Origin of the sequence: Saccharopolyspora taberi, from assembly GCF_039534165.1 — a bacterium.
GTDB lineage: Bacteria > Actinomycetota > Actinomycetes > Mycobacteriales > Pseudonocardiaceae > Saccharopolyspora_D > Saccharopolyspora_D taberi.
The window spans coordinates 100,409-113,308 of record NZ_BAAAUX010000002.1; the positions used below are offsets into that span (position 1 = coordinate 100,409).

A 12,900-nucleotide genomic window follows, 5' to 3' on the forward strand; every position below is an offset into this window, starting at 1 on the left:
AAGGGAACGGGCCAGCTCATGGTCTTCAAGAAGTTGCTCGGGGCGCTCGGCATGGGAGGACCGTCGGTCGACACCGTGCTCCACCACCCGCAGGTGCGCCCGGGCGGAAACCTCGCGGGCGAGGTCCGCATCACCGGCGGCTCGCAGGAGGTGGACGTCGAGCACGTCGCCCTCGGGCTGGTGACCAGGATCGAGACCGAGCACGGCGACCACGACGGGAACGCGACGGCCGAGTTCCACCGCGTAGTAGTCAGCGGTCCGTTCCGGCTCGGCGAGGGCGAGGACCGGACGATCCCGTTCGAGTTCCCGGTCCCGTGGGAAACCCCGATCACCGACGTCTACGGCCAGCACCTGCACGGCATGACCCTCGGCGTGCGCACCGAGCTGTCGGTGGCCAGGGCGGTCGACAAGGGTGACCTCGACCCGGTCTCGGTCGAGCCGCTGCCGCTCCAGGAGGACGTGCTGGACGCGTTCTCCCGGCTCGGTTTCCACTTCAAGCACGCCGACCTGGAGCACGGCCGCATCCACGGCGTGCACCAGGAGCTGCCCTTCTACCAGGAGATCGAGTTCTACCCGCCCGCCGAGTACGCGGGCCGGGTCAACGAGGTCGAGCTGACCTTCGTCGCCGGTCCGCACGGACTCGACGTCGTGCTGGAGGCGGACAAGCGCGGTGGGTTCTTCACCCCGTCGCACGACGCGTTCGGCCGCTTCCGGGCCGAGCACGGGGAATCGGCCGACTGGGTCGCCCGGATCCGCGACTGGACGGAGCAGGTCGCGCAGCGCGGGCACGGCAACCACCACCACGGCTACCACGACAACGGCGAGCACCATTCCGGTCCCGGCATGGGCGGCGTGATCGCCGGTGCGGCGGCCGGTGCCGTGGCGGGCGTCGTCGGCGGCATGGTGCTCGGCGAGGTCGTGGACGAGGTCGGCGACTTCTTCGAGGGCGACGAAGGCTGATGACCGGCGGGAACGGGCATTCCCACGCTCGTTCCCGCTGATCCACCGTCCGTCATGCGTGGCACACTCTCCGTGATCGACCGGGGTCGTTGACGGAGGTGCGTGATGGATCTTTCGCGGCGGGCGCTGCTGCGCCGGGGCGGGCAGGCGGCGGCCGGGCTGGGCGCGACGTGGCTCCTCGATCCGCTCGGACGTCCGGTCGCTCCGGCCGGGCCGCTGTCGGCGGAGGCCGAGCGGATCACCCTGCGGCAGATCACCAACGCGTCGGCGGCGGTGTCGCCGGACGGGCGGGCCGTCGTGTTCGACCTGCTCAACATGCTGTGGACCGTTCCGGTCACCGGGGGAGAAGCGGTCCGGCTCACCGACGTGGTGCAGGAGGCCACCGAGCCGGACTTCTCGCCGGACGGAAGGACCATCGTCTTCCAGTCCTATCAGGACGGCAACTTCCACCTCTTCCTGATCGGCGCGGACGGAACCGGCCTGACCCGCCTCACCCGCGGCCGGTCGGACCACCGCGAGCCGCGGTTCTCGCCGGACGGCGGGAGAATCGCGTTCGCCGCCGAGTCCGGCGGGCACTACGGCATCCACGTGCTGTCCCTGGCCACCGGTGAGGTCGCCGAGTGGACGCGCGGTGAGCTGGAGGAGGGCCAGCCGGTGTGGACGCCGGACGGCTCGGCCATCGCCTTCACCGTCGCCGAGGAGAGCACCCCGCACGCGATCGAAGTCGTCGATGCACGGGGTGGGCGGCGAACCCTGGTGACTGTCGACGACGGCGATGTCGTGGCGCCGACCTGGTCTCCCGACGGCAAGCTCGGTTACGTCCACCGGACCGAGGCCGGGACCTCGCTGGTGGTCGACGGCAAGGCGGTGTCCGCCGAAGAGGAGGACGTTTTTCCTTTCGCCGCAAGGTGGATTTCCTCCGGGGAGCTGCTGTACGCGGCCGATGGCCGAATCCGGTGCCGCGTTCTCGGAGGTGCGGTGCGGGACATCGACTTCACTGCCGAGGTCGAGGTCCAGACGGTGTCACTTCCGCGCAGCGACCGGGATTTCGACTCGGCGGAAGACCGGCAGGTCAAGGGAATCGTCAGCCCGTCGCTCTCTCCGGACGGTACGAGAGTCGCCTTCCACGCGCTGGGCGACCTGTGGTTGCTGGGCGAGGAGGACGAGCACCCGCGGGCGATCGTGTCCGACGGGAGCTTCAACACCGACCCGGCGTGGTCGCCGGACGGCCGGACCATCGTCTACGCCAGCGACCGGCACGGCACGCTCAACCTGTGGCTGCACGACCTGGAAACCGGCCGGCAGCGCAGGCTCACCGACCTGGCCGGGGACGAGCGCGCCCCGGCGTTCGGCCCGGACGGCGTGACGGTCGCGTTCCTGTCGGACAACGCCGTGCACACGGTCGACGCGCGGACCGGTGAGCTGCGCAAGGTCACGGGGAAGCTGAACCTGCCGGGCCGTCCGAACTTCTCGCCCGACGGTGCCCGGCTGGCCCTCGCCGGGTTCGCGCCCGCGACCGGGCGCTACCGCGAGGGCGAGAACCTGGTGCTCACGATCGATCTCGCGACCGGCGACCTGCACTACACCCCGGCGGTGCCGGGGCGGTCGCTGGGCAACCGGGTCGACGCCGGTCCGGTGCACTCGCCCGATGGCAGCCGGATGGCGTTCGTCGTCGACGGTGTGCTGTGGGTGTCCTCTGTGGATGAACTGGGACGCCCGCGACCGGATGCGAGGCGGATCGGCGACGAGACGGCCGACGCGCCCAGCTGGAGCGGGGACACCCTGCTGTACCTGTCCAACGGCAGGCTGCGCCGGGTCGCCGCGGGTGGCGGCGCCCCGCGCAGGGTGCCGATGACCCTGACCTGGCGACCGGAGAAACCGCACGGCCGCAAGGTCGTCCGGGCCGGCGCGCTCTGGGACGGCCGGCGTCCGGAGCTGCGCCGCGATGTCGACATCGTCGTGCAGGACAACAGGATCGTCGAAGTCACCGCCGGCGGACAGGACCTCGGCGGTGAGGTGATCGACGCCCGTGACCTGACGGTCCTGCCCGGTTTGGTCGCCACGCACGAACACTTCCCCTGGCAGCGCAACAGCACCGAAGGGCGGCTGTGGCTGTCGTTCGGCGTGACCTCGCTCCGGTCGCCGGGCAGCCACCACTACTCCGCGGTGGAGGCGAAGGAAGCGCAGGAGTCCGGCCGCAGGCTCGGTCCGAGGCTGTTCACCGCGGGGGAGCTCATCGACGGCTCCCGCGTGTACTACGACACCGCCCGCCCGATCACGGATCACGAGCAGCTGCACCGGGAACTGGAACGGGTCGCCGAGCTCGGCCACGACCTGGTCAAGACCTACGTGCGGTTGCCGTACGCGCTCCAGCGGGAGGCGATCGAGGCCGGGCACGCGCTCGGCGTGCCCGCGGCGTCGCACTACCTGTTCGGCCCGGCGAACCTCGGTGCGGACGGGGTGGAACACCTCAGCGCCACCAGCCGCTACGGGCGGAACCAGAAGGGGACCTCGACCGGACGCGCCTACGACGACGTGGTGAAACCGCTGGTGTGGTCCGGAATGACGCTCACCCCGACGCTGGGCTTGTCCGCTAGCACGCGCCCCGCGCTGTACCACCACGCGGGCTGGGCGCTGGACGACCGGCGGCTGGCCGCGCTGCTTCCGCCGCAGACCTACGAGAAGTTCCGGAAGCAGGTGCGGGAGGCGATGGAGCACCGGCCCGAGAACGCCCTAACGTTCGTCCAGCGCGAGGTGACGACCATGCGCCGGGTGCTCGACGGTGGCGGGCACGTCGCGGTGGGCACCGACTCACCGATCGCGGCCTCCGGCGTCCACTACCACCTCAACGTGCAGTGCATGGTCCGCAACGGGATCACGCCGTACGAGGCGCTTCGCGCGGCGACGGTGGAAGGGGCGAGGGCGCTCGGGATGAGCGACCGGATCGGGACCGTGGAGCCGGGCAAACTGGCGGATCTCGCGTTCGTGCGGGGAGATCCGCTGACCGACATCGGCACCGCGGCCGACGTCCGGCAGGTGATGCTCGGCGGTGCGCTGCACACCGTCGCGGACCTCGTTTCACCGCCCACACCTCGGACTGCCGGGCCATCTGAGCCGGTGCCGGTCCACGCGGTGCGCGGCGAGGTTCCGCAGGGGCCCGCCCGGGACCGGTTCTGGTGGCATCGCAGGGAGTTCCAGCCCGACCGGTGCTGCTGCTGACGCAACCGGCTTTCACCACGGTCGGTCACCGGGCAGAGCGCTCCGTCACCTCCGTTCCGCCTCCCCCGGAAGCGAGCCGGTGATCTGGACCTCTCCTGCCGGCCCTTGCGCGTCGGGATCACGCCTGGTGGATTGAAAGGCCGGAGGAGCGCGGAGGGGACGGCGATGGAGATTTCCGGTGTTCGGCAGCACGCGGCGTGGCGGGAGAAGGTGCTGCCGCCGGTGGAGCGGGTTCGCGACGGGCTGTGGTCGATCCCGGTCCCCATCCCGGACAGCCCGCTGCGCTACGTGCTCGTGCACGCCTTCGAACTGCCCGGTGGAGTGGCCATTGTGGACGCCGGTTGGGACAGCGAGGATTCCTGGCAGGCGCTGGTCGCCGGGCTGGCCGAGGCCGGCCACTGGATCGGGGACGTCCGCGCGGTGCTGGTGACGCACATGCACCCGGACCACTTCGGACTCGCCGGGCGGGTGCGCGCCGAGTCCGGTGCGTGGGTCGGCATGCACTCCGCGGACGCGGCGCTGGTCGGCCGCGACGAGTCGGTGGTGGGTGAGCTGCTGGCGGAATCCCGCGCGCACCTGGCCGCCACGGGAGCACCGGACGCCGTGGTGGCCGGATTCGGCATCGGCTCGCCCGGAGCCCGCAACCTCATGAAGTCCGGCCCGGACCGCTTCCTGGAGGACGGGGAGCGGGTGGACCTGCCCGGCTGGAACCTGCGCGCCGTGTGGACTCCCGGGCACACGCCCGGGCACCTGTGCTTCCACGAAGCGGAGCTGGGCGTGCTGCTGTCCGGCGACCACGTGCTGCCCCGGATCAGCCCGAACATCTCGGTGCAGCCGCGCCAGCTCCCCGATCCGCTGGGCACCTACCTGCGGTCGCTGCGGGCGGTCGCCGACATCGACGCCGGTGAGGTCCTCCCGGCGCACGAGTACCGCTTCCGCGGGCTGCGCGACCGCGTGGACGACCTCCTGACGCACCACGGCGAACGGCTGGCCGAGATCGAGAAAGCCGTGTTCGACCGGCCGGGCAGCACCTGCTGGGAGCTGACGACCCGGCTGGGCTGGTCCCGGCCTTTCGAGGAGATGCGGGAGTTCCAGATGCGGCTGGCCGTCGGGGAGTCGCTGGCGCACCTGCTGGTGCTGGAGTCCGGAGGCCGGGTCCGGCGTGGCGGCGAGGCGGTACCGCTGTGGTGGCCCGCGCGGTGACGACCACGGAGCAGTGACGACGACAACTGCAATAACAATCACGCTGGACTGTTTTTGCGGCTGCGGTCAGACTGGTTGGCGGTTTCCCCCTGATGCAGAGGAGACGGTGTGGGTGGGAGTGTCCTGACCGAGTTCGGTGACGGGGTCGCCGTGATCACGATCAACCGGCCGCACGCCCGCAACGCGGTGGACCGCTCGGTCGCCGAGGGGCTGGCGGCGGCGGTCGACGAGCTCGAAGCGCGGCCCGACCTCGTGCTCGGCATCCTCACCGGAGCCGAAGGCACCTTCTGCGCCGGGATGGACCTCAAGGCGTTCACCCGCGGCGAGCGGCCGGGGATTCCCGGGCGCGGTTTCGGCGGCCTGACCGAAAGCCCGCCGTCGAAGCCGCTGATCGCCGCGGTGGAGGGCTGGGCGCTGGCCGGTGGCTGCGAGCTCGCGCTCAGCTCCGATCTGGTCGTCGCCGCCAGGGACGCGAAGTTCGGCCTGCCCGAGGTCAAGCGCGGGCTGGTCGCGGCGGCGGGCGGGTTGCTTCGGCTGCCCAAGGCGCTGCCGTACCAGCTGGCGATGGAGCTCGCGCTGACCGGCGATCCGCTGTCGGCAGAGCGGGCCCACGCGCACGGGCTGGTCAACGTCCTGACCGAACCGGGCCAGGCGCTCGACGGCGCGCGCGAGCTGGCCGCGCGCATCGCGGAGAACGGACCGCTGGCGATCCGCGCCACCAAGCGGATCGTGTCCGGCGCGGTGGGCTGGACCGACGCGGAGGCGTTCGCCGCTCAGGCCGAGATCGCCGCGCCGGTGTTCGCCTCCGCCGACGCGCAGGAGGGTGCTCGGGCGTTCGCCGAGAAGCGCCGTCCGGTTTGGCAGGGCGAATGAGCGTCGATGCCACGGCCGACACCGCCGTGCGGCTGCGCGCGATCCGGGAACTCGGCGCCGTTCTGCGGGAGCTGAACGAGGCGGCGGTGTCCACCGAGGTCGACACCGAGACCCTGGTGCGGGTGGCCGAGGAGGCCAGGAAGCTGGTCGCGCCGCTGGAGGCGGCCCAGCGGACCCGGCACGAGCTGCCCACAGTGGACGTCCTGGGCCAGGGCAGGCGGCGGATGTACAACCCCGCTGTCGGGCCCGGAAGTCCGATCGCGCCGCCGATGCGGGTGGAGGTCGGCGACGACGGGACCGTGGTCGGCAGCTGCACCCTGGGGCTGGCGTTCGAGGGTCCGCCGAGCTACGGCCACGGCGGGATCAGCGCGCTGCTGCTGGACCAGCTGCTCGGGCACGTCCACGCCGCCAGGGGACGGCCGGGCATGACGATCAAGCTGTCGCTGCGCTACCGGCGCCCGGTGCCGTTGCAGACGCCGCTGCGGCTGACCGGCTGGCCCGACCGCCAGGTCGCGCCGGGCGGATGCCGCGCGACCATCGCGACCGAGGCCGAGCCGGAGGAGCCGCTGGTCGAGGCGACCGGGGTCTTCGTGAGCCCGAGCCCGGAGCAGGTGCAGGCGCTGTTCGGTGACACCTCGGCTTTCAGCCGCGGTACTAGGCGGGACTGAGCCCGCTTTGCCCGGTTCGGCGGTGGTTTCGCGGGGCGGGGCTGGGCCGGTTGGTTCGGTGGTGGCTCCGTCGGGCGGGGCTGGGCCTGCTTTGCCCGGTTCGGCGGTGGTTTCGCGGGGCGGGGCTGGGCCGGTTGGTTCGGTGGTGGCTCCGTCGGGCGGGGCTGGGCCTGCTTTGCCCGGTTCGGCGGCGGCTTCGCCGAGCGGGACTGGGCCGCCTCGCCGGTTCGGCGGTGGCTTCGCCAGGCACGACTGAACCGGCTGGTTCGGCACCGGCTCCGTCGGACGGGACTGAGCTGCCTCACCGGTTCGGCCGTGGTTTCGCGGGGCGCGGCTGAGCCGGTTGGTTCGGCGGTGGCTCCGTCGGGCGGGGCTGGGCCTGCCTTGCCCGGTTCGGCTGCGGCTTCGCCAGGCGCGACAAAACCGCCCGGTCCTGCAGCGGCTCCGCCGGGACATCTCGGGGCAGCTGTTCGGCGCCGACCTGCCAGGCGGAACTGGAGCCAGCCGGTTCGGCAGCGGCCTCGCAGCCAGGACTGGGCCCGACGCGCGGTTCGGCGCCCTCCCAGGCAGGACCGCCCCGCCGGGTTCAGCCGCGGCTTCGCAACCGCCGCCAGAACAGGCGGGTGACCGCACCGGCGACCGCGGGGAGCGCGCCGGGATGCGCGGTGTCGCGGGCTTCGGGCGCGCTTTCGCGCATCGCCTGGTAACCGGCCAGGTGCGCCACCGCGCGGATCGTCCTCGGCGCGATCCGCGCGGCGATCTCGGCGGCGGTTCCCGGCGGCATCCCGACGTTGACGATCTCCGGCCGCTCCTCCAGCGCCCGCACGACGTACCTGGCCGCGGTTTTCGCGCTCATGTGCGGAAAACCCCGCCACGCGTCGGTTTCCCCCGCCATCTCGGTGCGGACCAGCGGGAGCCGGACGGAGCTGAACGTGATGCCGTCCGCGAGGGTGTCCCGGCCGGCCGAACGGCCGAACTCCTCCAGCGCCGCCTTCGAGGCGAGATAGGCGGAGAACCGCGGCGTGTGGGCCTGCAGGCCCTGCGTCGTGACGTTGACGACGTGGCCGAACCGGCGCTGCCGCATGTGGTCGAGCAGCCCCAGCGTCAGGCGGACCGCGGCGAAGTAGTTCAGCGCCATGGTCCGCTCGTAGTCGTGCATGCGGTCCGTGGCCAGCTGCACCGAGCGCCGGATCGACCGGCCCGCGTTGTTCACCAGCATGTCGACGCCGTCGTGTTCGGCTAGCACCTGCTTGACCAGCGCGTCGGTGGCACCGGGGTCGCTGAGGTCGCACGGGTAGGTCGCGGCCCGCGCCCCAAGCCCGGCGACCTCCGCCGCGACCTCGTCGAGCCGGTCGGCGCGCCGGGCGACCAGCAGCGGGATTCCGCCTCGCCGAGCCACTTCCAGCGCGGTCGCGCGCCCGATGCCGGAGGACGCCCCGGTGATCAGCACGCGACGCCCGTGCAACCGCCCGCGCGGGTGGTCGCAGCGGGCGCGGTCCGGGTCGAGGTGGTGGTGCCAGTAGTCGTAGAGCTTTCCGGCGTAGTCGGCGAAGCGGGGTACTTCGAGCCCGGTCCCGCGCAGCGCCTCGCGCGTCGCGGTGGTGTCGAAGTCGGCTTGCTGGTGCAGGTGCGGGAGGACCTGAGGCGGAACGCCCAGCTCGCTCAGCACGGCGTGACGGGCCGCGCGTCCGCGAGGGAGCCGGTCGATCGCGTTGGTGGTGCGCCGTCCGAGTCCGCGCACGCTGTCCGGCACAGGTGTCGGGAGCATCTTCGGCGCCCCCGCTGCCCTGGCGAACGCGTTGTAAACCTCGTGGAGCGGCTGGGAACGCGGTGCGGCCAGGTGGTAGGTCGAGCCCGGCGCGGCGTCGGCGTGGATCAGGTGGTCCATCGCGGCGACGACGTAGTCGACGGGGACGATGTTGGTCCGGCCGGAAACCACGCCCGGCAACCGGATCCGCGAGGGCAGCCGCGCCAGGCGCGAGATCGCGGGCAGGAAGTAGTACGGCCCGTCGGCCTTGTCCATCTCGCCGGTCCCGGAGTCCCCGACGACGACCGCCGGGCGGTAGACGCGGTAGGCGACGGCGGACTCCTCCCGCACGATGCGCTCGGCGGCGAACTTCGTTTCGTGGTAAGGGGAAGTGAGGTTCTGCCCGAGTTGGAAGTCGGATTCGGCGAACCATCCACTGTGGTCACCGGCGACCGCGATGGACGAGACGTGGTGCAGCCAGCGCGCACCGGTGGCCGCGGCGAAGGCGACCACGTTGCGGGTGCCGGTGACGTTGACCGCGCGGACCTCGGCGTCGTCGGCGGTGAAGTCGTAGATCGCGCCGAGGTGCAGCACGTGGTCGGGCGGGTCCGGGAGCGGGTGGATGCCGAGCCCGTCCGCGGTGAGGTCGCCGACGACGGCGACCACGCGCGGCGAGTCGAAGAGCTCGGCGACGCGGTGCCGGGACTGGGCGCGGACCAGGACGTGCACGACCTCGCAGTCGGGCCGCTCCACCAGCCGGTGGACCAGCCTTCGGCCGAGGAAACCCGTCGCGCCGGTGACGAAGTACCTGCTCATGCCAGCCTCCCGCGGGAACCGTAGCAGGATATGTGGGAATCCGTGTACCACCTATTTGCCCGGCTCCGGGCGGAACTACGCGATCGGCCCCTCGCCGTGCCGGCGGGCCAGATCGCTCAGCACGGCCCAGATCCACCGCACCAGCTCGTCGTCCAGTTCCGCCCGGCTCATGCCCGCCGGGTTGGTGAGCCACTGGTCCACGGCCGCCTCGACCATGCCGACCAGGCCCGCCGCCAGCGCCTCGGCGGCGGGATGACCCGCGGCGTCCGGGTGGGCGTTGACCACGCTGGTCACCTGCGCGCGCAGCGCGCTGCGCCCCTGCGCGTAGGCGCCGGTTCCGCCGATGTCGTGCTGGAGGTACCGGTAGAGGTGCGGATGACCGGTGATCCAGTCCAGCGCGGCCGTGACCAGGCCGCGGACCAGCTCCTCCGGCGCCAGCCCGGCCCGCCACAGCGGCTCGATCTCGGCGTCGAACAGCTCGATCGCGCGCTCGGCGACCGCCCGCTGGAGGTCGGCCTTGCCGTCGAAGTACCGGTAGAGCTTCGGCCGCGGCACCCCGGCCGCCGCGGCGACCTGCTCGATGAGCACGTCCGGCCCGTGCCGTTCCACCGCCGCTATCGCGGCGTCGACGAACTCCGCGCGGCGGCGCTGCCGGTGCTGGGTCCACCTGGTCGACCGGCCGTCCACCGCGGCCGGCCCGCCGCTCTTGACTCGGGCCATCACCCGGCTACGATAACGGCAAAATTACCCGGTACGACATGTACCACCAAAGATGGGCGGCAGAGTTGGCCAGGCTGGAGACGTGGACGGGCCGGGTCGCGGTGGTGACCGGAGCCGGATCGGGCATCGGGCGAGCGGTCGCCCTGCGGCTCGCGCGGGCGGGGGCCGCGGTGGCCGCCTCCGACGTTGACGAGTCCACTGTGGAGGAAACGGTCCGCGGTTGTGAGCGGATCGGGGCGCGGGCCCGCGCGTACGCGCTGGACGTCACCGACCGGGACGCCGTGCACGGCCACGCCGCGCAGGTGGCCGAGGACTTCGGCGGCGTGGACCTGGTGCTCAACAACGCCGGAATCGCGCTGAAGGCGCAGGTCCGGGAGATGAGCGAGGCGCAGCTGCGCGCGGTGATGGACGTCAACTTCTGGGGCGTCGTGCACGGCAGCCAGGCGTTCCTGCCGCACCTGATCGCCTCCGGGCGCGGTCACCTCGCCAACGTCTCCAGCGTCTTCGGCTTCATCGGCGTGCCGACGCAGAGCGCCTACAACGCCTCGAAGTTCGCGGTGCGAGGGTTCACCGAGGCGTTGCGGCAGGAGATGCTGGCCGAGCGCGCACCGGTGTACGTCTCCTGCATCCACCCGGGCGGTGTGCGCACCAACATCGCGCGCAGTGCCCGCGGGGTGGCCGACGGCGAGCGGGAGAAGGTCGCGAAGTCCTTCGACTCCATCGCCAGGACGACGCCGCAGCGCGCCGCCGAGATCATCGTCGACGGGATCAGCCGCCGCCGGGCGCGGATCCTGGTCGGCCCGGACGCCCACGTGATCGACGCGCTGCCGCGCGTGCTCGGGTCCGGCTACCAGCGGTTGGTGGCGGCGGTCAGCCGCAGGCTCGTCCAGTAGGCGGCGGTGGGGCCGGTGGGGGAGGACCGCAAGCGGCTCGGTGCCCGGCTGCGCACCTTCGCGCGGCGGGTCGACGGCGATCCGTGGCTGGTCGCGCTGGCGGAATGGGTGCGGCTGCGCCTCCCCGGCGACGCCGGCTACGGCGATCCGCTGTCGGTCGGGGCGCCCGGAACCCCGCTGTCGCGGCGGCTCACCGCGCTGGCCGCCCGGCAGCCCAGCGTCCTGCGGGAGGTCGGGTTCGGCGCGCTCCAGGTCCTCCAGGCGCACGCGGGCAGCCAGCCCGCGGACGCCGCCGACCAGGAGATGGCGGTGCTGTTCACCGACCTCGCCGGGTTCTCGGACTGGACCCTCCAGGTCGGCGACGACGTCGCGGTGGAGATGCTGCGCAAGGTCGGCATCGCGGTCGAGCCGCTGGTCCAGCGGCGCGGCCGGGTGGTCAAACGGCTCGGCGACGGGCTGATGGCGGTCTTCCCGTACGCCGCTGACGCGGTGGCCGCCGGGCTCGCCGCGGCCGATGCGGTCGAGGGCGTCGTGGTGGACGGGCACCGGCTGCGACTGCGGGCCGGGGTGCACGTGGGCCGTCCGCGGGAGCTGGGGGAGGACTACTTCGGCCGCGACGTCAACATCGCCGCGCGGGTCGCCGCCGCGGCGGGACCGGGCGAAGTGCTGATCTCCAATGCGGTCCGGGACCGGCTGGGCGACGCGGACCTGCGGCTGCGGCGCAGGATCTTCTTCCGCGCCAAGGGAGTTCCCGACGACGTCCAGGTCTTCTCGGTCCGGACCTGAGCTCTGCGGGAAGGCGGTAGTCGTCGCCGTCCAAGTGCTCGACACCGGACCCACGTGCTTCATCAGCCAGCCGACACCGCTGGCCAGGATCCGAACCGGTGGCCCGAACGGCGCAATTGGGCTGTCCCGGCGAACTTCGCCGTCGCGTCTTCGCAGGTGCGCCGACTGATCGTTACCGTGACCGGGAACACGCCGCAACGCGTTGACCGCACTGCGGAGGTGGCATGGGAACGACGGCCAGGACCGGGACTCACGGTGGAGTGCTCCGCGAGAGCGGGGAGCTGTTCGCCCTGACCTGGGCGGTGCTGCGGGCCATGCCCGCCCGGCCGTTCCAGGTGCGCGAGTTCGTGCAGCAGTCCTGGTTCGTCGCCAGCGTGACCATCGTGCCCACCGCGCTGGTGGCGATCCCCTTCGGTGCGGTGGTCGCGCTCCAGATCGGATCGCTGACCAAGCAGATCGGGGCGCAGTCGTTCACCGGCGCGGCCAGCGTGCTCGCGACCGTCCAGCAGGCCAGTCCACTGGTGACCGCGCTGCTGATCGCGGGTGCGGGCGGCTCGGCGATGTGCGCCGACCTGGGCGCGCGGGCCATCCGCGAGGAGATCTCCGCGCTGGAGGTGCTGGGCATTTCGCCGGTCCAGCGGCTGGTGGTGCCGCGTGTGCTGGCCGCGATGTTCGTGGCCGTGCTGCTCAACGGCGTGGTCAGCGTGGTCGGCGTGGCGGGCGGCTACTTCTTCAACGTGATCATGCAGGACGGCACTCCGGGCGCCTACCTGTCGAGCTTCGCGTCCCTCGCGCAGCTGTCGGACCTGTGGATCGGGGAGATCAAGGCGGTGGTCTTCGGCTTCGTCGCCGGAGTGGTGGCGGCGCACCGCGGCCTGCGGCCCGCGCCCGGGCCGAAGGGCGTGGGCGACGCGGTGAACCAGGCGGTGGTCATCACGTTCCTGCTGCTGTTCCTGGTCAACGTCGTGCTGACGGCCGCGTACCTGCAACTCGTGCCACCCAGGGGGATGTGAGG

10 protein-coding genes are annotated in these 12,900 nt (G+C 72.4%); 8 read left to right on the forward strand and 2 right to left on the reverse strand.

What is annotated here, in order from left to right; genetic code table 11:
* Positions 1-18 precede the first annotated feature (18 nt).
* The 5 genes from ABD691_RS02130 to ABD691_RS02150 all read left to right on the forward strand — a co-directional run bounded on the left by ABD691_RS02130 (position 19) and on the right by ABD691_RS02150 (position 6,923).
* A complete protein-coding gene (locus ABD691_RS02130; protein ID WP_344677612.1) occupies positions 19-960 on the forward strand; it encodes a sporulation protein in 942 nt (313 codons plus the stop codon).
* Between the two features lie 105 nt (positions 961-1,065).
* A complete protein-coding gene (locus ABD691_RS02135; protein ID WP_344677613.1) occupies positions 1,066-4,179 on the forward strand; it encodes an amidohydrolase family protein in 3,114 nt (1,037 codons plus the stop codon).
* A gap of 165 nt (positions 4,180-4,344) precedes the next feature.
* Positions 4,345-5,382 (forward strand): MBL fold metallo-hydrolase, encoded by a 1,038-nt coding sequence (locus tag ABD691_RS02140; RefSeq protein ID WP_344677614.1) that lies wholly within the window; start codon positions 4,345-4,347, stop codon positions 5,380-5,382.
* A gap of 108 nt (positions 5,383-5,490) precedes the next feature.
* Positions 5,491-6,255: a crotonase/enoyl-CoA hydratase family protein gene (locus tag ABD691_RS02145; protein WP_344677615.1), complete on the forward strand. Its 765-nt coding sequence runs from the start codon at positions 5,491-5,493 to the stop codon at positions 6,253-6,255.
* Positions 6,252-6,923, forward strand: a complete 672-nt coding sequence (locus ABD691_RS02150) for a PaaI family thioesterase (RefSeq protein ID WP_344677616.1) — start codon at positions 6,252-6,254, stop codon at positions 6,921-6,923. The genes ABD691_RS02145 and ABD691_RS02150 overlap by 4 nt, the downstream gene beginning before the upstream one ends.
* A gap of 586 nt (positions 6,924-7,509) precedes the next feature.
* On the opposite strand, the gene ABD691_RS02155 is transcribed toward ABD691_RS02150, so the two are convergent.
* Together ABD691_RS02155 and ABD691_RS02160 are read right to left on the reverse strand one after the other, a co-directional pair.
* Positions 7,510-9,486: an SDR family oxidoreductase gene (locus tag ABD691_RS02155; protein WP_344677617.1), complete on the reverse strand. Its 1,977-nt coding sequence runs from the start codon at positions 9,484-9,486 to the stop codon at positions 7,510-7,512.
* Positions 9,487-9,561: 75 nt separating this feature from the next.
* Positions 9,562-10,206 carry a TetR/AcrR family transcriptional regulator gene (locus tag ABD691_RS02160; protein WP_344677618.1) on the reverse strand — a complete coding sequence of 215 codons (645 nt, stop codon included), beginning with the start codon at positions 10,204-10,206 and terminating at the stop codon, positions 9,562-9,564.
* 38 nt (positions 10,207-10,244) lie between these two features.
* On the opposite strand from ABD691_RS02160, the gene ABD691_RS02165 reads away from it, so the two are divergent.
* The 3 genes from ABD691_RS02165 (at position 10,245) to ABD691_RS02175 (ending at position 12,898) form a co-directional block, all read left to right on the forward strand.
* Positions 10,245-11,099: an SDR family NAD(P)-dependent oxidoreductase gene (locus ABD691_RS02165; protein WP_425564939.1), complete on the forward strand. Its 855-nt coding sequence runs from the start codon at positions 10,245-10,247 to the stop codon at positions 11,097-11,099.
* Positions 11,100-11,114: 15 nt separating this feature from the next.
* Positions 11,115-11,885, forward strand: coding sequence for an adenylate/guanylate cyclase domain-containing protein (locus ABD691_RS02170; protein ID WP_344677619.1), 771 nt, complete (start codon positions 11,115-11,117; stop codon positions 11,883-11,885).
* Between the two features lie 224 nt (positions 11,886-12,109).
* Positions 12,110-12,898, forward strand: a complete 789-nt coding sequence (locus tag ABD691_RS02175; protein ID WP_344677620.1) for an MlaE family ABC transporter permease — start codon at positions 12,110-12,112, stop codon at positions 12,896-12,898.
* Positions 12,899-12,900 lie beyond the last annotated feature (2 nt).